14 protein-coding genes are annotated in these 19,122 nt (G+C 72.5%); 8 read left to right on the top strand and 6 right to left on the bottom strand.

The features are described 5' to 3' along the window. Positions 1-143 precede the first annotated feature (143 nt). Both ACFWH7_RS07695 and ACFWH7_RS07690 read right to left on the bottom strand, forming a co-directional pair. The gene (locus ACFWH7_RS07695) at positions 144-3,533 is read right to left on the bottom strand and encodes a 3-keto-alpha-glucoside-1,2-lyase-like domain-containing protein (RefSeq protein WP_378215894.1); all 3,390 of its coding nucleotides are present in this window, start codon (positions 3,531-3,533) and stop codon (positions 144-146) included. Between the two features lie 155 nt (positions 3,534-3,688). Continuing rightward, positions 3,689-4,693 (bottom strand): LacI family DNA-binding transcriptional regulator, encoded by a 1,005-nt coding sequence (locus ACFWH7_RS07690; protein WP_378215892.1) that lies wholly within the window; start codon positions 4,691-4,693, stop codon positions 3,689-3,691. Between the two features lie 306 nt (positions 4,694-4,999). On the opposite strand from ACFWH7_RS07690, the gene ACFWH7_RS07685 reads away from it, so the two are divergent. The 8 genes from ACFWH7_RS07685 to ACFWH7_RS07650 all read left to right on the top strand — a co-directional run bounded on the left by ACFWH7_RS07685 (position 5,000) and on the right by ACFWH7_RS07650 (position 13,469). After that, a complete protein-coding gene (locus ACFWH7_RS07685; RefSeq protein ID WP_378215891.1) occupies positions 5,000-5,287 on the top strand; it encodes an adenine nucleotide alpha-hydrolase family protein in 288 nt (95 codons plus the stop codon). Between the two features lie 481 nt (positions 5,288-5,768). Then, complete coding sequence (locus ACFWH7_RS07680) at positions 5,769-6,596, top strand: sugar phosphate isomerase/epimerase family protein (protein ID WP_378215889.1); 828 nt, start codon at positions 5,769-5,771, stop codon at positions 6,594-6,596. Next, positions 6,593-7,552: an ABC transporter permease gene (locus tag ACFWH7_RS07675; protein ID WP_378215888.1), complete on the top strand. Its 960-nt coding sequence runs from the start codon at positions 6,593-6,595 to the stop codon at positions 7,550-7,552. Before ACFWH7_RS07680 ends, ACFWH7_RS07675 begins: the two co-directional genes overlap by 4 nt. A gap of 69 nt (positions 7,553-7,621) precedes the next feature. Further along, on the top strand, positions 7,622-8,644 hold the full coding sequence (locus ACFWH7_RS07670) for an ABC transporter substrate-binding protein (protein ID WP_378215887.1): 1,023 nt from the start codon (positions 7,622-7,624) through the stop codon (positions 8,642-8,644). After that, on the top strand, positions 8,641-9,456 hold the full coding sequence (locus ACFWH7_RS07665; RefSeq protein WP_378215886.1) for an ABC transporter ATP-binding protein: 816 nt from the start codon (positions 8,641-8,643) through the stop codon (positions 9,454-9,456). The genes ACFWH7_RS07670 and ACFWH7_RS07665 overlap by 4 nt, the downstream gene beginning before the upstream one ends. Continuing rightward, complete coding sequence (locus tag ACFWH7_RS07660; protein ID WP_378215884.1) at positions 9,453-10,553, top strand: Gfo/Idh/MocA family protein; 1,101 nt, start codon at positions 9,453-9,455, stop codon at positions 10,551-10,553. Before ACFWH7_RS07665 ends, ACFWH7_RS07660 begins: the two co-directional genes overlap by 4 nt. A 190-nt stretch (positions 10,554-10,743) precedes the next feature. Continuing rightward, positions 10,744-12,351 carry a mannitol dehydrogenase family protein gene (locus ACFWH7_RS07655; RefSeq protein ID WP_378215883.1) on the top strand — a complete coding sequence of 536 codons (1,608 nt, stop codon included), beginning with the start codon at positions 10,744-10,746 and terminating at the stop codon, positions 12,349-12,351. A 2-nt stretch (positions 12,352-12,353) separates the two neighbouring features. After that, entirely contained in the window at positions 12,354-13,469 is a 1,116-nt protein-coding gene (locus ACFWH7_RS07650) for a mannonate dehydratase (RefSeq protein ID WP_378215896.1), read from the top strand. Positions 13,470-13,553: 84 nt separating this feature from the next. Here the strand turns inward: ACFWH7_RS07650 and ACFWH7_RS07645 are convergent, their stop codons facing one another. The 4 genes from ACFWH7_RS07645 to ACFWH7_RS07630 form a co-directional block, all read right to left on the bottom strand. Further along, entirely contained in the window at positions 13,554-14,042 is a 489-nt protein-coding gene (locus tag ACFWH7_RS07645) for a hypothetical protein (protein WP_378215881.1), read from the bottom strand. 43 nt (positions 14,043-14,085) lie between these two features. Next, on the bottom strand, positions 14,086-15,087 hold the full coding sequence (locus tag ACFWH7_RS07640) for a class C sortase (RefSeq protein ID WP_378215879.1): 1,002 nt from the start codon (positions 15,085-15,087) through the stop codon (positions 14,086-14,088). Between the two features lie 68 nt (positions 15,088-15,155). Further along, positions 15,156-16,601 (bottom strand): SpaH/EbpB family LPXTG-anchored major pilin, encoded by a 1,446-nt coding sequence (locus ACFWH7_RS07635; RefSeq protein WP_378215878.1) that lies wholly within the window; start codon positions 16,599-16,601, stop codon positions 15,156-15,158. Further along, complete coding sequence (locus ACFWH7_RS07630; RefSeq protein ID WP_378215877.1) at positions 16,598-19,051, bottom strand: DUF7927 domain-containing protein; 2,454 nt, start codon at positions 19,049-19,051, stop codon at positions 16,598-16,600. The genes ACFWH7_RS07635 and ACFWH7_RS07630 overlap by 4 nt, the downstream gene beginning before the upstream one ends. Positions 19,052-19,122 lie beyond the last annotated feature (71 nt).

Below are 19,122 nucleotides of genomic sequence, written 5' to 3'. Positions count from 1 at the left end.
CCCACCCAACCCAGCCACGCGCCGTCGCGCATGACCACGGTTCTACCTCGCGGGACCGCGGTTCTACCTCGGCGGACGACGAACTCGGGGCCGCCCCGTGCGCCGGGTGGCGCGTGGGACGGCCCCGGGTCCGGACCGGAGGGTCAGCCGCAGGACGGCTGGCCGTGCTCCGGGGTCGCGACGGTCTCCCGCTCGTCGGAGGTGTCGGACGGACGGGCGGTGACGGTCACGGATCCGGCCGCCGGGTCATCGACCCCCCGGACGGCGAACGACTGGTAGGCGTTCTTGCCGGGGGCGACGTCGGTGAACGTCTTGGACCCGAACGGCGTGTCGAGGACGACGTCCAGCGGGACGGTGTCGTCGTTGAGCGCGCGCACCGCGACGTACGGCGTGCCCGCGAGGCAACGGACCTCGGCGGTCGCGGTGATCGCGACCTCCTCCTGGGCGGGCTCCTCCACGCTGGAGAGGCGCTCGATCCAGATGTTGCGGAACCGGGGGTTGAGGCCCGGGTCGCCGTGGTCCTGGAGCTTGATGTACCCCGACGTGGGTCCCTCCGCCCGGCCGTTGCCGGTCTTTCCGGTGACCGCGACGTCGTCGTGCACGACCTGCCCGTTCCACACGAGCGTGAGACGCGCGTCCTCGGTCTTCTTGCCGTCGGGGCCGAAGCGCGCACCCCGGAACGTGATGTCGTACGTCTGCCACGTGCCCATCGGGGTCGCCGCGTTCACGTCGGGAGCCCTCTGCAGGTAGATCGCCCCGGCGTGGTCGTTCCTCGGCGGGTCGATGCCGAAGGACTCGAGCACCTGGACCTCGTAGCGCTCCTGGATGTAGACGCCGCTGTTGCCGCGGGCCTGGCCGGTCTGGGAGGGGGCGTGCTCGGGCTGGTACCACTCGACGTGCATCTGGAAGTCGTCGAACTTCTCCTTGGTGCGGATGTCGCCGCCGAAGGACTCCATGGACCCGTCCGCGACCGGCCACGTCGCGGGACCGCCGCCGTTGACCGCAGCCCACGCGTCGAGGTCGTCGCCGTCGAACAGGGTGGTGCGCTCGCTCGGCGTGACGGTGAGGCTGTCCAGGTTGACGTGGCCGATGTCGTCGTCGTCGTGCCGGATCGTGATCGTGTTGGCGCCCTCGCGCAGCGGCACGGTCTCGACCTGTGTGGCCCAGGTGGACCAGGCCACCGTGCTCTCGAACCAGACCTGCTTGAGCTTCTCGCCGTTGACGTAGAGGCTCAGGTTCCTCGGCAGTGCCGTGGGGTCGCTGTTCTGGCCGTTGGCGTAGCGGATCGCGAGGTCGTGCGGGCCCGCCTCCTCGGTGCGGACGGCGAACGTCGTCTGCGCGCCCGGCTCCCAGTTGCGGTCGACGAACCCGGAGCCCGAGTAGCCGGCGTGGTTGCTGTTCCACCCGGCGCCGCCGGTGATGTCTGCCGCCTCGGCCTCGTAGACCGGCGGTGCGACGGATCCGTCGGGCAGGCGCGTGAGCGTGTACCAGGCCTCCGTGCTCCACAGCTCGTTGCCGCTCTCCGACGCGAACGGGCGCGGGGAGTGGACGTTCACGACGCGACCGGCCTTCAGCCCGTCGATCTGCAGCGTCACCGTCTTCCGGTCCTCGGAGACGGTCGCGGCCGTGACCTCGAGGTCCTCCTCGTCGACCTTGGGGCCGCCGTACTGCGGGGTCGCGACGTAGCGCCACTGCGCGGCCGTGTACTTGGACGCGAGGTCCTGCGCCGTCTCCTCGGACAGCGGCTGCGTGTACTCGATCTCGAACCCGCCCTCGACGGCGCGCATCTCGAGCATGTCGAACGCGTTGTTGTCGTCGTACGTGAGCTTCTGGAGGCCGTACGAGAGCTTGCCCGCCTGGCCCCAGTTGCCCGACCAGCCGATGCCGCCGACGTAGATCGCGCCGTCGGGGCCGACGCTCGTGCGGCTGACGCCGGACTCCAGGCCCTGCGTCATGCGGAAGACGGCGCCCTGCTCCTGGCCCGCGACGTCCTCGAGGTAGGCGCGCTGGAGGCCGCCGTAGGTCACGTCGCCGATCGCCATCTGCCCGGCGAACACGCCCTCGGTGAGCACGACCGGGTTGCTCGGCGAGTTGGAGATCTCGCTGTGCGGCATCCACAGGACGGGCTCGGTGACGGGCTGGTCGTCGTACGGGCCGTCGGGGTTCGTGAAGTGGTTGTAGAACGCGCCCTCCTCGACGCGCACGAGCTTCGACGTCGGGATGCGGACGCCCTGGTTGTCGGTGACGTACATGCCGCCGTCGGTGCCCCAGCCGAGACCGTTGGGCGTGCGCAGGCCGCCCGCGACGTACTCGACCTCGCCGGTGTCCTTGCTGATCTTCATGACCGAGCCGCGGTTCTCCGCGAGCTGCGGGTCGAGCGAGTTGCCGCCGGGGATCATCGCGATGCCGGTCGTGACGTAGAAGTACCCGTCCTCGTAGAGCAGGCCGAACGCGAACTCGTGGTAGTTCTCGCCGAACGGCCAGGTCGCGAACGTGTCGTACTCGTCGGCGACCTCGTCGCCGTCGGTGTCGACGAGCGCGGTGAGGCCGTCCTTCTCGGAGACGTAGATCGTGCCGTCGACGTACTTGAGGCCCATCGGCTCCGTCAGGCCCTCCGCGACCTTCGTGTAGGTCACGTCGTCGGCGCCCGTGTCTCCCTGGACGTGGTCGATCAGGTAGACCTCGCCGCGCTGCGTGAGCCGGTCGCCGCCCCACGTGGAGATGGCCAGACGGCCGTCGGGCAGCCAGTCCATGCCCGTCACCTGGGGCTGGAAGCCCTCGGGGCGCAGGTCGGTGAGCGTGTAGTCGGGGTGCACCTCGGTGAGCGGCAGGCCGTCGCCCGGGGCCTCGGTGACGCCCTCGCACTCCTTGCGGCCGGGCGACGTGACGCGCGTGACGTCGGCGTCGGTGCTCAGCACCGAGTTCGGCACGACGACGTAGCCCGACGCGCCCGGCGGGCGCCACTCGAGCTTGAGCCGCTGGTCGAACTCGCCGTCGAAGTGGTCGATGCGCAGCGCGCGGTAGCCCGCCTCGAGGTCGATCGACCCCTCCTTGGGCGTCGCGCCGTGACGGCCCGGGTGGTCGACCACGAGCTCGTCGTCGAGCAGCAGCCGCGCGCCGTCGTCGTTGGTGATGCGGAAGTCGTACGTGCCCGCCTCGGGGACGTTCAGGTACCCCGTGACCTCGGTGACGAACTTGTCCGTGAGGCCGAAGTCGGCCGCCGTGGTCCAGTCGATGGTCGGCATGATCTTGTCGACGTTGGGCGTCTGTCCGGGCTTGAGCGTGCAGTAGTCGTCGAGGATGACCTGGACGTCGAAGACGCGCAGCGTCACGCCCGGCTCCTGCGGTCGGATGTCCGCCTGGGTCGCCGCGGGTGCGGCGGCCGGCGCCGCGGTCGGGACGGCGGCCTGGGCCGTGAGGACGCCGGACGGCACGGCCAGGGCGGCGAGCGCGGCGACGACGGCACGCCGTCTTCTGCGTCGGTGCCGGGGCGTGACGTGCGCGGGTGGTGCGTCGGTCGAGGGGTGTTCCATCAGCCTGCCTCTCCGTCGAGGACCGTGCGTCGGACTGCGCACAGGGCGCGCATCGGTGCGCTGTGCCGTCACTATCCGGGGGCGTGCGCGGTCCGGGCAACGAGTTGCCACTTGTTGCCCCTGGCCCGCCGGCGGCTGCACCCGCGGGGGTGCGGTCAGGCCGGGCGGCCGGTCGAGCCGCGCTCGACGAGCTTGGCCGGGAGCAGCGTCGGCCCGACGGCGGGCGCGGGCGCCGTGCGGAGCTGGGCCAGGAGCCGCTGGACCGCGAACGACCCGAAGTGGCGCAGCGGCGCGGCGACGGTCGTGAGCGGCGGGGTGCAGAAGTCCGAGCCGAAGATGTTGTCGAACCCGACGATGCTCAGGTCGCGCGGCACCTCGACCCCGAGCCGGCGCAGGCCGCGCATCGCACCGATCGCGATGAGGTCGTTGTACGCGACGGCCGCCGTGGCGGGGTGCTTGACGAGGGACTTGGCCGCGGAGAGCCCGCCGGCGAGCGTCGGCGCGAACGGGCCGATCCGCCGCGCCTGGACCTCGGCCTCACGCGTCGCCTCCCGGAACGCGCGCCAGCGCATCCCGTCGGCCCACGACGCCTCGGGCCCCGCGACGTAGGCGAGGCTCGTGTGCCCGAGCCCGGCCAGGTGCTCGACGGCGCTGCGCATGCCCTGCGCGTTGTCCGTCAGGACGCTCGGCACGTCGGTCATGTGCCGGTTCATGACGACGGTGGGCCGTTGCTTCGCGGCGACCCGGATCGAGGAGTCCGACAGCCGGGACGTCGCGAGGATCAGGCCCTCCACGAGGGGCAGCGTCCGGTCGAGCGCGCGGCGCTCCGCCTCGTCGGACTCGTGGGCGTCGACCATGAGCAGCGTGTACCCGGCGTCGCGGGCCGTCTTCTCCGCGCCGCGGATGATCTCGAAGAAGAAGGGGTTGGTCACGTCGGCCACGACGATCGCGAGCAGCGAGGTCCGGCCCGTCGGCAGGCCCCGGGCCAGCGGGTTCGTCCGGTACCCGAGCTCGTTGGCGACCTGGCGGATGCGCTCCGCGGTCTGCGCGTTGACGCGGCCGGGACGCGAGAAGGTCCGTGACACGGTCGAGGGGGCGACGCCGGCCGCCTGGGCGACGTCGTAGATCGTCGGGCTGGCACCATTGCCGGCTGAGGTCATGCGGTCGGACTGTAACGGCCCTGACAGCGGTGGACAACAACCGGTTGTCGCCCTCGTGTCGCGGTCGTGCCGCGTGACCAGCCGGTACACGCGCTGTGCCTGCCTCGTGCCTGCCCCGTTCCCGCGGCGCGTCCCGTGGCAACTCCGCGGCAACCGACGGCAACTCCTTGACGGGCCCCGACGGGCATCCTCCAATGGCTCCGTGATCTCGCGTGCGAACGCGTCCCTGCGCCCGACGGCGGCACGTCGGCGGCCTGGACCCCAGCCCTCCGGTGCCGTCCCGGTCGTGTCCGGCGGGCGGTGTCGATGAGCCGCACCGACCCGGCGCCGCCGGTCGACCTCGCCGTCGACCGGCCCCGCGACGGCGAGGCCGCCGTCCAGGTCGAGGCGGCCGAGAGCGAGCTGCGCCGGCTCGGCCTGGAGGACCTGCGGGTCCACCACCACGGTGACCTCGCCCGGGTCGAGGCCCCCCACGCTGAGCTGCCGGTCGTGGCGGCCGAGCCCTTGCGCGGGGAGGTCCTGCGGGCAGTCCGGTCGGCGGGCTTCCGGCTCGTCGCCCTGGACCTCGACACCCCGGCGGGCCCCGGCACCTGACGCGTCGGCGCGCCCTCCGCGCGCCCCGCCTGGACCACCACCGACGCGGCCCCGGCAGCCGTCGACGGTTCGTCGCCGAACCGCCACCGAACGGTCGCCGGGCGTCGCCCAGCGCCGTCGACGGGTGGCAACCGACGGCAACCGCGCCCTCCCGCGCGCTTCGTGCGCACGCACTGCCCAGCACCGGCGGCCCGGTGCGCCTCGCGACCCGGCCACCCGTCCAGCGCTGTCAGGTGCAACAAATGGCAACTCGTTGTCCGTGCCACGGCCCGCACCTACTGTCCATGCCAGGCGTACGGAGAACGAGCTCCGTGCGCAGGACCTCGACCACCGTCCCGTACGACCCCGCGTCCTCGCCTCACCGGCCCCGTGCCGCCCCCTCCGCACTCGCCCCTCCCCGGGCAGGAGGCTGTGGCCCGACGGGCTCACGGTGCCGGCCGCGTCGTCGCCCGGGAGCCACCAGCAGAAGGGAGGGCGCACGATGTGGACGCTCTCGGGCTTCGCGGACGAGATCTCGTCCGACGTCGAGACGCAGTGCGTCGTCGCCTCCGAGCTCGGGCTGGGGTTCGTCGAGCTCCGCAGCGCGTGGGGCACCAACGTGCTCGACCTCGACGACGACCAGCGCGAGCGGGTCGCAGGTCTCCTGCGCCGCCACGACCTCCGGGTCTCCAGCATCGGGTCTCCCGTCGGCAAGATCTTCGTCGACGACGACTTCGAGCCCCACCTCGACCGGATGCGGCACGCCGCGCGCGTCGCCCGGCAGCTCGAGGCCCCGTACGTGCGGGTGTTCTCGTTCTTCGTGCGCCCCGGGACGGACCCGGCGTCGTGGCGCGACGTCGTCCTGCGCCGGATGGCGGCGCTCGCCGAGGTGGCGCGCGCTGCCGGCGTCGTGCTCGTCCACGAGAACGAGAAGGACATCTACGGCGACGTCCCGGAAAGGTGCCTGGACGTGGTCGAGTCCGTCGGGTCGCCGCACCTGGCGCTCGCGTGGGACTCGGCGAACTTCGTCCAGGTGGGCGTGCGGCCCTTCACCGACGGCTACGCGCTGCTGCGCCCGTACCTGGAGTACGTCCAGGTGAAGGACGCGCTCGCAGCGACGGGGGCCGTCGTGCCCGCGGGACGCGGCGACGGCGAGGTGCCCGAGACCGTGCGGGCCCTGCGCGACGACGGCTTCGACGGGTTCTTCTCGCTCGAGCCGCACCTGAGCGAGGCCCACAGCCTCGGGGGGTTCTCCGGGCCGGAGCTGTTCACCGAGGCCTGGGAGGCCTTCACCACGATCCTCGACGCCGAGGCGGTGCCGTTCCGATGACCGACGCGCCCAGCCCGGACGTCCCGCCGACGACCAGGACCACGACCATGGAGGACCGCACGATGACGACTGCCCAGGAAGTGCGACCGGCCCGCCAGGCGGCGCGCCCGCCCGCCGAGGCGGCCCGGCGCTCCGGTCCGCGGAGCCGCGGTGCGACGTCTCTCGGCAGCCGGGTCCTCGCGGTCGCGTCGGCCGCCTGGCGGCCCGCCCTCGTGCTCCTCGCGATCTTTGCCGTGTGGTGGTTCGTCGCGTGGCGCGAGCTCGTCCCGGCCTATCTGGTCCCGTCGCCCGGCGCCGTGTGGGACACGATGGTCGAGGACTGGGCCATGCTGGCCGAGCACACGTGGGTGACCACGATGGAGACGGTCGTCGGGTTCGTGCTCGCGTCCGTGATCGGCGTCGCGACGGCCGTCCTGCTCGTCTACTCGCCGACGGCCGAGAAGTCGCTCTACCCGCTCATCCTCTTCGCCCAGGTGATCCCCAAGATCGCGATCGCCCCGATCCTCGTGGTCTGGTTCGGGTTCGGCGCGGCCCCCAAGATCATCCTCGCGGTGCTCATCGCGTTCTTCCCGGTCGTCGTCTCGGCCGTCGCGGGGCTGCGGTCGATCGACCCCGAGCTGCTGGAGATGTCGGCGACCATGGGCGCGTCGCGCTGGAAGACCTTCCGCAAGATCCGCTTCCCGGGGTCGCTGCCGCAGCTCATGTCCGGGCTCAAGGTCGCCGTCACGCTCGCGGTCGTGGGCGCCGTCGTCGGCGAGTTCGTGGGGGCCGACCGCGGCCTCGGGTACGTGCTGCTCCTCGCGAGCGGCAACCTCGACGCACCGCTCCTGTTCGCCGACCTCATCCTCATGTCGCTCATCGGCGTGGTGCTGTTCCTCCTGGTCGAGCTGCTCGAGCGGCTCCTCATCCCGTGGCACGCGTCGCGGCGCGGGAACCTCGTCCTCGCGTCCTCCTGACGCGCCCTTGACCCACCCCAGAGTTCGCCGCCCCGACGACGAGGCGGCGCGAGCAGAAGGAGTCTTCCCATGCGTGGTGCACGTCTGACAGTCTCGCTGGCCGTGGCCGGCGTCGTGGTGGCGGGGACGGCGGCCTGCGGGCAGTCGGCCGACCCGTCCGGGCCTGCGGAGGGCGAGGGCGGCCTCACGGAGGTCACCGTCACCCTCAACTGGGTGCCCTACGGCGAGCACGCGCCGTTCTACTACGGCGTCGAGCAGGGGATCTTCGAGGAGGAGGGCATCGACCTCACGATCCAGCCGGGCAACGGGTCGGGGAACACGGTCCAGCAGGTCGCGCAGCGCAACACCGACTTCGGGTGGGCGGACACGCCGCCGCTCGCGAACGCCATCAGCTCGGGGATGCCGGTGCGCAGCGTCGGCGTGTTCCTCCAGACCGGGCCCAGCTCGGTGGAGTTCTTCGCCGAGCAGGGCATCACCGAGCCCGCCGACCTGGTGGGCAAGACGGTCGGCGGCACGCCGGGCGACGCGATGTACGGGACGTTCCCGGCCTGGCTGGAGCTCAACGGTGTCGACCCGGCGGACGTGACCGTGGTCAACGTGGACGCGGCGGGCAAGATCGCCGCGCTCATCGAGGGCAAGGTCGACGCGATCCAGGGCTTCCACCACGACCAGGCGCCGACGATCGAGAACCAGACCGGTGAGGAGGTCGACGCGCTACCCTTCGCGGACTTCGGCATGAACTTGCTCGGCACCGGCCTGGTGGCCAACGAGAAGCTCATCGCGGACGACCCGGAGCTCGTCGAGGCGATGGTGCGTGCGACGTCGCGCTCGTTCCTCGCGGCGTCGGAGGACCCGGACGCGGCGGTCGCGGCGATGGCCGCGGGCGCCGAGCAGGCGCCCGACGAGGCGGTGCTGGCGGCGCAGCTCGCCGCGACGATCGACCTGCTGAACCTCGAGGACGCTCCTGCCCCCGGCGTGAACACCGAGGAGCAGTGGACGGACACCCTGACCTTCCTGTCCGAGAACACGGACTTCGACGGCGGCACGACCCCGGCCGACTTCTGGGACGGCGCGTTCGGGGCGGACCAGTGACCGCGACCGAGCTCGACGCCCGCGCCGACGCGGTCGACGCCGACCCCATCATCGAGGTCCACGACCTCACGATGCGCTTCACGTCGAAGCGGTCGGAGACCGTGGCGCTCGACGACGTCTCCCTGAGCGTCCAGCCGGGGGAGTTCGTCACGATCGTCGGACCGTCCGGCTGCGGCAAGTCGACGCTGCTGAAGATCGTCGCGGGCCTCACCGCCTACACCGAGGGCGAGGTGCGCCTGTACGGGCAGCCCGTCACGCGCCCGCAGCGCGACATCGGGTTCGCGTTCCAGCGCTCCGCGCTGCTGGAGTGGCGCGGGGTGCGCAAGAACATCCTGCTCCAGGCGGAGATGCGGGGCATGGACAGGCGCCGGGCGCAGGAGCGCGCCGACGCGCTCATCGCGCTCACCGGGCTCACGGGCTTCGAGAAGGCCCTGCCGCACGAGCTGTCCGGCGGCATGCAGCAGCGCGTCGCGCTGTGCCGGGCCCTGCTGCACGAGCCGCGGGTCCTCCTCATGGACGAGCCGTTCGGCGCGCTCGACGCGCTCACGCGCGAGCAGATGAACATCGAGATGAACCGCATCTGGCGCGAGACCGGCACGACCATCGTGCTCGTCACCCACTCGGTGCCCGAGGCGGTGTTCCTGGGGAGCCGGATCGTCGTCATGAGCCCGCGTCCGGGGCGGATCGTCGAGACCCTCGAGCCCGGGCTGCCCGACGAGCGGGACTACGGCACGACGCTCGTCGACCCCCGGTTCACGGGTGCCGCCGAGCGGCTGCGCGACCTGCTCGGCGCCAGCCACGTCGCCGAGTGAGCGGGCCCGTGCGGGGGTCCGGCGTCGGCGTCGGGATCGTCGGGATGGGCAGCATCGGCGTGCTGCACGCCCGGGCGCTGCGCGACCTGGCGCCGCGTGCGCGGCTCGTCGCGTACAGCGGGGGCGCGGCCCTCGACGAGGACCTGACCCCGTCCGGGCGCGCCGTGCACGTGGCGCCGGACGAGGTGGTCCGCCACGAGGGCGTCGACGTCGTGGCGGTCTGCACGCCGAGCGGGAGCCACGCGCGCCTCGCGCTCGCGGCGCTCGGGGCGGGCAAGCACGTCGTCGTGGAGAAGCCGCTCGCGCTGACCGTGGAGGACGCGCTCCTCGTCGAGCGCGTGGCGCGCGAGCGAGGCCTGGTCGTCTCGATGGTCTCGCAGCGCCGCTTCGAGCCCCAGCACCAGGCGCTCCGGCGCGCGCTCGACGACGGTGCCCTCGGCGAGCTCCGCCTCGTCGCGACGCACGTGCCCTGGTACCGCGACGACGACTACTACGCCGCCGCGGCGTGGCGGTCGTCGGCGGCCCAGGGCGGCGGGTCGCTCATGAACCAGGGCGTGCACAACGTCGACCTCCTGCGCTGGCTGTGCGGGCCGGTCGAGTCGGTCACGGCCCAGGCCGGCACGCTCGCGCGGACTGCGCGCACGCTGGAACCCGGGTCGGGTTCCGACGACGACACCGCCGAGGACACGACGGTCGCGACGCTGCGCCTGGCGTCGGGCGCGCTCGGCGTCGTCACGACCACGACGGCGACGCCTCCCGGGTTCCCGGCGACCCTCGCGCTGCACGGGTCCCGCGGCTCGGTGGAGCTCGCGCAGGACGAGGTGCTCCGCTGGGACGTGCCGGGCGTCCCGCCGCCCGTGTCGGGCAGCTCGGCGGGTGGTGCGGCGGACCCGCTCGCCATCGGTCATGCCGGTCACCGCACCCAGTGGGAGCGGGTGCTCGCGGCCCTCGACGGCGCCGCGCCGCCTCCCGTGGGGGCTGCCGACGCGGTGGAGACCGTCCGGCTCCTGTGCGCGATCCGCGAGGCTGCCGCGACCGGGCGGGCCGTCCGCCCGGCCGACCTCGCGGCGCCGGGACTGGCGACGCCGCCGCGCTGACGCTGCCGGCACCGTGACCGGAGCGCACCGGTGCCACCCAGTCTGCGAACGTTTGCACACGACGGTCTCAGGCGCTCGCTGCGAGCAGCGCTGCTATGGCTACAATCGTTCGCACAAGTTCTGGGGGCCTGTTCCCCGTCCCGACCGCCGGCGACACCCGTCGCCGACCCCGACACCCGCAGGAGGTCGCGTGACCGCCCCGACCGACGTCCCGAGCCGACCCGGCCCGGCGTCCCACGCCGAAGCGCCGGCCGACACCGCGCGACCGCGCCTGCGCCGCGACGCGCACCCCGCGTTCCCGCCGGCTCCCGTCCGCCCGACGCAGGTGGGGATCGTCCACCTCGGCATCGGCGCGTTCCACCGCGCGCACCAGGCGGTCGTCACCGAGGACGCCGCGCGGGCGACGGGGGAGACGTGCTGGGGGATCCTCGGCGTGACGCAGCGCTCCGCGTCGGTGCGCGACCAGCTCCGTCCGCAGGGCGGGGTCTACACCGTGCTGACGGTGGGGCCGGACGGCGCGTCCCCGCGCGTCGTGGGGTCGGTGGCCGACGTCGCGTGGCCGGCCGAGGAGACGCCGCGGGTGCTCGCGGCGCTCGCCGCTCCCACGACCCACGTCGTGACGCTCACCGTCACCGAGAAGGGCTACGCGCGCCGCGCCGACGGCCGCCTCGACGTCGACGTCGTCGCGGCCGACCTCGACGTGCTGCGCCGCGAGGAGGCGTCCGCCGGCTCTCCGGACGCGGGCGCGGACGTCGCGAGCGGCGAGGCGGCCGACGTCGCCCCGGCGACCAGCGCCGTCGGGCTCCTCGTACGCGGGCTGGCGGCGCGCCGTCGGGCAGGGGGCGCTCCGCTGACCGTGCTGAGCTGCGACAACCTCGCCGACAACGGGCGCGTGCTCGCGCGGCTCGTGGGGGAAGCGGTCGACGCCGCGCTCCCGGGCGCCGTCGGCGACGCGCTGCGCGCCTGGCTCGCCGCGTCGGTGACCTTCCCGTGCAGCATGGTCGACCGGATCGTGCCCGCCACCACGCCCGCGCAGCGCGACGAGGTCGAGACGCTGCTCGGCGCGCGCGACGAGGGCCTGGTCGTCGCCGAGCCGTTCCTGCAGTGGGTGATCGAGGACCGCTTCGCCGGCCCGCGCCCCGCCTGGGAGCGGGGCGGGGCGACCCTCACGAGCGACGTCGCGCCGTACGAGCGCGCGAAGCTGCGCCTGCTCAACGGCGCGCACTCCTACCTCGCGTACGCGGGCTCGCTCGCCGGTCACGCGACGATCGCCGAGGCCGTCGCCGACCCCGCGCTCGCCGCGGGCGCCCGGGCGCTCCAGGCCGACGCGCTCGCGACGCTCGACGCGCCCGACGGCGTCGACCTCGCCGCGTACGCGCAGACGCTGCTCGACCGGTTCGCCAACCCCGCGACGGGGCACACGACCCGGCAGGTCGCGATGGACGGGACGCAGAAGATCCCGTTCCGCTGGGGCGCGACGCTCGCCGACCTCCTCGCCGCGCGGCCGGACGCCCCGGCGCCGCAGGGGGTCGTCGCGGCGCTCGCCGCGTGGGCCGGGTACGTCGTCGCGGAGGCGCGTGCCGGGCGCACGGTGGACGACCCGCGCGGCGACGAGCTGCGCGCGGTCGTGGAGGGCGCGCCGGACGACGCCGCTGCGGTCCGCGCGCTCGTCCTCCTCCCCGGCCTGCTGCTGGGCGTCCCGGAGGAGCGCCTGCCCGAGGTGGCCGACGCGGTCGTCGGCGCGAGCACGACCACCACCCGCACGACGAGCACGAGGAACGAGGAGACCGCGCCGTGAAGATGGGATTCCGCTGGTACGGCGAGGGGAACGACACGGTCACGCTCGACCACGTGCGCCAGGTACCCGGCGTCGAGACGATCGTGTGGAGCCTGCACGGCAAGCAGGCCGGCGAGGTGTGGGAGCAGGCGGAGATCGACGCCGAGGTCGCGAAGATCACCGGCCTGACGGACGAGGCGAGGGCGCGCGGGATCACCCGGACCTTCGACGCCGAGGTGGTCGAGTCCGTCAACGTGCACGAGTCGATCAAGCTCGGCAAGACCGTCCTGGGGCTGAGCCGCGACGAGGCGATCGAGAACTACGTGACGACGATCCGCCGGCTGGGCTGGGCCGGGGTGAAGGTCGTCTGCTACAACTTCATGCCCGTCTTCGACTGGCTGCGCACCGACCTGTGGCACCCGCTGCCGGACGGCTCGACCGCGCTGTTCTTCGAGCGGGCCGTCGTGGACGCGATGTCGCCCCAGAGCCTCATCGCCGACATGGAGGCGAACACGCACGGCCTCACGCTGCCCGGCTGGGAGCCCGAGCGGCTCGCGAGCTTCACCGAGCTCGACGCCGCCTACGAGGGCGTGACGCGCGAGGACGTGTACGCCCACTACCGGTACTTCCTCGACGCGGTGATCCCCGCGTGCGAGGAGTCCGACGTCAAGCTCGGCGTGCACCCCGACGACCCGCCCTACGACGTCTTCGGCTGGCCGCGCGTCGTGTCGACCAAGGACGACCTCGCGCGCGTGCTGTCCCTCCACGACAGCCCGTACCACGGCCTGACCCTGTGCCTCGGCTCGTTCTCCGCGAACCCCGAGCAGGACGCGGTCGACGCCGTGCGCACGTTCATGGACCGCATCCACTTCACGCACGTGCGCAACATCAAGCACCTGGGGAACGGCGACTTCACCGAGGTCGCGCACCGCGCGTGCGAGGGCAGCGTCGACACGACGGGCATCATGCGTGCGTACGCCGAGGCGGACTACCAGGGCTACGTGCGCCCCGACCACGGCCGGCACCTGTGGGACGAGAACACGACCAACAAGCCCCGGCCCGGCTACGGCTTGTACGACCGCGCGCTGGGCATCCAGTACCTGCTGGGGGCGTGGGACGCATTCCGCTACGGCGCGTGACGGCGCGCCGCGTCCGAGGCGACGGCACCCGAACTCTCCTCGTGGTGGGCACCCGCTGGCCGTGACCTCGGCGCGGCCGGCACCTCAGTGTCGGCTCGCCAGGTCACGCAGGGCAAGGACGCTCTCCTGCACCCGATCACGCTGCGCGGAACGCACCGCGACGATCCCGCACCACACCAGCTGGCGCGCGAGAGGTTGGCTCGGCTCGTCCCAGGTGTGGCTCGCGAGCTCCTCGATCGCCCGGGCCAGCGTCCGTGCTGTGATCGTGTCGGCCGACTCGGCACGGTCGGGCACCGGTGTCCGTCGTCTCGAGCCGGAGCGGACCTCGACAGCGGCCAAGAGGGCACCGCGTACCCGAGCCGCGGCGGGGTCACCGCGCCCCCTGCGGCGACACGCCACGTCACCGGTCCGCACCCGGTGGTGAAACATGGCCAGCTCGCCCGGCGTGAGCACAGGCGGGAGCACTACGTCGATCCGCGAGGTCGTCGACAGGACGGCGTGCGTGAACGTCGTCACCCGCGCGTAGCCCCACACGGTCGGCGTCACGGCCGCGATGCCTGTTCCCCGATCCATGCTTCCTCTCCTCACGCAGCCTCGGCAGACAGATGGTGCCCGGTCACGAGCCGGGTGACGCGCGTCCCTCGCGAGCACGCCTGTCCGTCCGAGCTCGTCGCGGCGAGACCACGCGCTCACGCGTGCGAGGACGCTTGCCGTGCCGTGGCCGTGACTGCCCTCCGGGCGCGGCGGCGAGGGCGACCACGGCGAACCCTCCGGCCAGGGCGACCGCCCACCACGGAAAGCCGGGCTGCGTTGGCTCACCGTGCGGATCCGGGTCTCGGGCGTCGAGGGGGCCGGCGACGCGATGGGCGGTGACAAGCAGGCGATGGCTGTTCACCCCGATGGGTGTGCACGTCACCAGGGTGAGGAGGTCCTTGTCGCTCTCGAGGCGCAGCGACGAGGTGTCGTCCGGCGTCACCGTGCGGAGCTGGTCGACCTCGTATCGCAGGGTGGTGTCGAGGACCACGATCTCGATGACGTCCCCCGGCTTCACGTCGTCGAGCCGGTCGAACATCGTCGAGCCCACTAGGCCCGAGTGTCCCGTCAGAACCGAGTGGGTCCCGTTGCCGCCGACGGGCAACGACGAGCCGGGGAGGTGGCCGACTCCGTTGGCGAGCGCGTGCTCGTCCACGCCGTGACGCACCGGCACGGTGACGCCGATGCTCGGGACGCTCACGGTGGCCATGACGTCGCTTCCGGGGACCGTGAGCTGCTCGAGGTAGCGGGCTGGCCGTGGGCCGGCATCTCCGGTCGTCCGATCGCCCGGAAGCGCGCCGACCTGGAGCGGCCCACTCGGCAGAGCGTCGTTGTACTCGTGCGCGCGGTCGAGGATCTGGCGCTGTGCGGTGGTGGGTAGCCGGGCGACCTCGTCGGCATAGCTGGAGAGGGTGGTCGCGTGCTGGCGGTCAGTGAGCCAACGCGCGGCAGTGGGGTAGAGGAGCGTCGCGAGGCCGAGCAGCGCGACGAGCGAGACCAGGACGCGACGGGGGCGGGAGGCGCCGGTGCTCGACGTGACGTCAGGAGACGAAGAGTTGCGTACTGTCGTGGTCGTCGTCGCCATGTGCGCCTCCGGAGGAGGTCGCCCGGGCGCCTTGGTGCAGGCACCGCGCCCGGGCGACCAGTGCGTGGTCAGGACTGGGTTGCCGACTTCTGGTAGCGGCTTCGCAGGGCCAGAACGCCGGCCCCGGTCACGAGCAGGGCTCCCGCCACGATGATCAGCGTCGTGCCGTCTCCACCGGTGAGCGGGAGCGTGAAGCCGCCGTTCGCCTCGACGTTCGTGATGTTCAGGTCGACGGCGGTGTCGCCGCTGATGACATCGACCTTGATCGGTTCGGCGAGGAGCTCGTAGCCGGCCGGTGCAGCGACCTCGGCGAGGTAGTAGTGCTGCCAGCTCGCCTCGTCGGCGATTGCCTGGCCGTCCTCGAAGTTCGAATAGCGCAGACCCGAGATCGTCAGCAGTCCGTTGTCGTCGCTCGTCCAGACGCTAGTGCCGGCGATGGTGATGGCGTTGGTGTCTGCCTTCGCGTCGTCGAGGGTCGGGTAGATCTTGAACTGAGCGCCGGGGAGCACCGTGCCTGCGACGTCGACCTTCTTGGCGGTGAGGTTGCCGAACTTGGTCTGCACAGACGGGGTCACGACGGGGTTCCCGGTGTCGATCGTGTGCTCGTTCGGGTACAGGGCCGCGGTGTTGGAGATCTCGCCGATCGCGTTGACCGTGGTCTCGATCTCGACCTTCACCTGTGCGGCGGGGCGCTCGGCCAGCAGAGCCAGTCCGGTCGGCGTGAACTCGAGGGTCACCGTGTTGGTCGCCCTGTCGTGGGTGACGGTGTAGTGCGTGCCGACCTCGAGAGCGGTTCCGTCGGTGACGGACACCCGCGTGCCGACGTAGTCGAGCCTGGCGTCCAGCGGGTCGACGACGCGGTAGGCGTCGGTCGGGCCCCCGTTGGGGATGTCACCCGTGATGGTCCAGGTGATCGTGTCGCCGAGCGTGGTGCCGGCGTCGTCGTCGACCGTCTTGCTCGCGCCGCTGACCACGTTCTTCGGGTACACGTGCACGTCGTACAGCCACGAGGCGCGGCCGTCCGGGTCTGTCAGCGGGAGGGTGACGAGGAACGGGGCCGAGGGCTGCGTGCCGTCCGGGTACACCGTCTCGGTGACGAGGTAGAGACCCAGCGGCAGGTCGAACGTGGCGCTACCGTCCGAGCCGGTCGTCCCGACCTGGCCGGCCACGGCGGCCGTGGACGTCGAGGCCGAGGCGATGTCGAGCGCTGCGGCAGCCTGCCAGCCGGCGTTCGTCGTCAGGTCGATGCCGGGCACCTTCTGGACCCTGAACTCGACGCCCGGCATGGCGGTCAGGCCGTCGAGCTGGGCCCCGCTCAGCGGGGTGCCGTCGTTCGCCAGGCCGGTCGCCGCGTCGGGCTCCTCGTACTTGTGCATCGTGAGGGTGCCGTTGCGGGAGCCGTCGGGGAGCGAATCGGCGGCGACGGCCGGCCCGCCCAGAGCGATACCCAGGAGGGCGGCTCCGGCAGTGGCGGCGAGCGCGACTCGCAGCCCTCGTCTGACGTGCGTGGTCATGCGATCTCCTTGCGGTGGTGATGCGGCCGACCGGACCGGGCTCGCCCGATCCGTGCCGCCGCGATGAGTGTTGCGAGGACCAGAAGCGCCCCGCCGGTCAGGTAGAGGGACGTCGTGCCCGAGCCGCCCGTGTGGGGCAGCTCCAGGGCCGCGACGTCGACGACGGTCAGCCGGTGCCCGTCGTTCGTGACGGTCACCTGCGGTCCCGCCTGCGGATCGTCGAGCGTGACGACACCGCTGCTCGAGACGGTGAACCGGACGGGCCCGGCCAGGAGCGCGTACCCGACCGGCGCCGTCGTCTCCCGCAGCCAGTACGTGCCCGGCGCAGCGAGCGTGTAGTCGAACAGCCCGGTCTCGGACTGCGCACCTCCGATGTCGCTCACCGGGTCGCCGGGTGCACCGTCGACGTCGGCGAGGATGGCGAACTGCGAACCGGCCAGGCGGGCACCGTCGGCGACCTTCTCGACCTGGATCGGCGCGGTGCGCAGCGCGATCGGTGTCGTGGTCGAGCAGCCCGGAGCGGGGTCGGCTGCGGGACAGTTCCCCCCGGTGCCGTCGGGTGTGATGACCGTGTTGACCATGCTCTGGTCACCGGCCAGCGTGCTGGCGACCGTGACGGAGTACGCGATCGTCACCGTCTCGCCGACGTCCAGCGGGCCGGACCAGGACAGAGTTCCGTCCTGGAGGGTGGCGCCGCCTGAGACGTCACCGGCGTACCCGGCGTCGTCGAGGACGCCGGACAGGTCGTCGGTGAACGACGCCGGTGTGGTGGTGGTGTATCGCGCCTGGCTGGTGTTGGTCAGGCGGATCTCGTAGCGGACGGTGTCGCCGGTATGCGCGGCCGCCACGGACGCGGACTTGTCGACGGTGAAGGCACGTGGTGTGTTCGTCACGACGCACGAGTACGGCCGGTTCTCGGCGGGGGTGAACTCCCAGGACGGCCCCTCACCGCTGACCGGAGCGCTCGAACCCGCGTCGTCGGTGCAGACGAGCCGACCGGAGTAGCGGTCGATGGTGCTCGCAGAACGGGGTGCCATGGACTCGCTGATCGTGTACCGCTGTCCGCGGACGACCTGCGTCGTGGCAGACGTCGCCGAGGTGGCCGACCCCGTGGTCGTCACGTCGACGGCGGTCTCTCGTCCGGACGACGCCGTCACGACGAACTGGTCGGTGACGTCGGCGCGCTCCGTGATGCTCTTGCCGACGACCAGCGTCGGGGCTGCGAGTGTCGTCGTGGCGGCGGAGACGTTGTTCGCCGTGTTGCTGTCCGAGTCGACGCCCGACACGTGAGCGGTGTTCGTGACGACGGTGCCCCGCGGCATCGGGGTCGTGCCGCGCAGCGTAATCGCCGGAGCCGACCGACCGGCCGCCAGCACGACCGAGTCGGCGTGCGTGGACGTCGCGCACACGAGGTCGGCCCATGTCGGGACGACCGAGCTCTGCGCGGCCGTGCAGCCCGGAGGCGCCGACACGCAGACCAGGTCACGACCGTCGAGCGTGCAGCCTTCGGGTGCCGAGAGCAGGGAGACGTCGTCGACCGAGGCCGGCACGGCGTCGTGCACGACGTAGCCGTGAGAGTCTGCGGCGCCGTTGTTCCGCACCGTGATGTCCCACGTCAGCCGACCTCCCGCGTCGACGACCGCGGGAGCGGACTTCGCGACCTGCAGATCCGTCAGCGGCATCGACAGCCCGATCGAGGCGCCCCCGGTCGAGCTCGCCGTCGCGCTGCCAGGCAAGCCCTTGCTGACCACGGCCCACTGCGACGACTCGATCTGGATCGACGACACGAGCCCGCTGACGCCGATCAGGCTCGCGCCAGACACCCGTCCGCTGCAACTGTCGGTAGGGATCGCGGACGTGGCCATCGAGTACGTCGCGCTCGCCGCGTCCCAGGTGAAGTTCCCGCTCGGGGCGGGTTCGACGACCCTCAGCATGCCGGCGGCCGGCGCCGCCCCGTCGACGCGGGCGACCCGCAGGTTGTGCCACGTGTGCGTGCACGTCGACGTCCACGAGCCCGCGGTCCCCGACCCCAGGCTCAGCCGCAGCGCCGGGTTCACCACCGGATGCGGAAACGTGATGGTCACCGTCCCCTTGATCCCGCACTCCTTGAACTGCCCGAGCGTCGCGGTCTGCATGCAGCCGTCCGCTCTCGCCGCGGAGGTCTCCTTCACCCACGCGTAGTCGCCACCCTCGGAGTCGATCAACGGAACGAGCGAGTCCGCCGGGCTGGACACGGTCACCTGACCGAACGCCGAGGCGCTGCCCACCAGCGGCGAGGAGGTCGACGCGCCCGACGCCGACGTCGAGAACGTCCAGCCGGTCAGCCGCACCTGGCCGGTGTCGTCGACCGCGTGGGCCGGCGCCGAGAGGACGGGGACCAGGACCACGACCAGCAGGGCAGCCGATGCGGCGGCCACCGCCGCCCGGAACCGGTGCAGGCTCTCGCGCACGGCACACCTCACGGTGCGCTGTGCCCTCTGCATGACTCTCGTGCCCACTTGCTGCCTCGCTCGTGTCGCCT

The organism is Cellulosimicrobium cellulans, assembly GCF_042723955.1.
Classification (GTDB): Bacteria; Actinomycetota; Actinomycetes; order Actinomycetales; family Cellulomonadaceae; genus Cellulosimicrobium; species Cellulosimicrobium cellulans_H.
This window is presented reverse-complemented; position numbering and strand designations above follow the sequence as displayed.

Coding starts and splice junctions, on each gene's coding strand:
- ACFWH7_RS07695 (WP_378215894.1), bottom strand. CDS start 3,533: ATGGAACACCCCTCGACCGACGCACCACCCGCGCACGTCACGCCCCGG.
- ACFWH7_RS07690 (WP_378215892.1), bottom strand. CDS start 4,693: ATGACCTCAGCCGGCAATGGTGCCAGCCCGACGATCTACGACGTCGCC.
- ACFWH7_RS07685 (WP_378215891.1), top strand. CDS start 5,000: ATGAGCCGCACCGACCCGGCGCCGCCGGTCGACCTCGCCGTCGACCGG.
- ACFWH7_RS07680 (WP_378215889.1), top strand. CDS start 5,769: ATGTGGACGCTCTCGGGCTTCGCGGACGAGATCTCGTCCGACGTCGAG.
- ACFWH7_RS07675 (WP_378215888.1), top strand. CDS start 6,593: ATGACCGACGCGCCCAGCCCGGACGTCCCGCCGACGACCAGGACCACG.
- ACFWH7_RS07670 (WP_378215887.1), top strand. CDS start 7,622: ATGCGTGGTGCACGTCTGACAGTCTCGCTGGCCGTGGCCGGCGTCGTG.
- ACFWH7_RS07650 (WP_378215896.1), top strand. CDS start 12,354: ATGGGATTCCGCTGGTACGGCGAGGGGAACGACACGGTCACGCTCGAC.
- ACFWH7_RS07645 (WP_378215881.1), bottom strand. CDS start 14,042: ATGGATCGGGGAACAGGCATCGCGGCCGTGACGCCGACCGTGTGGGGC.
- ACFWH7_RS07640 (WP_378215879.1), bottom strand. CDS start 15,087: ATGGCGACGACGACCACGACAGTACGCAACTCTTCGTCTCCTGACGTC.
- ACFWH7_RS07635 (WP_378215878.1), bottom strand. CDS start 16,601: ATGACCACGCACGTCAGACGAGGGCTGCGAGTCGCGCTCGCCGCCACT.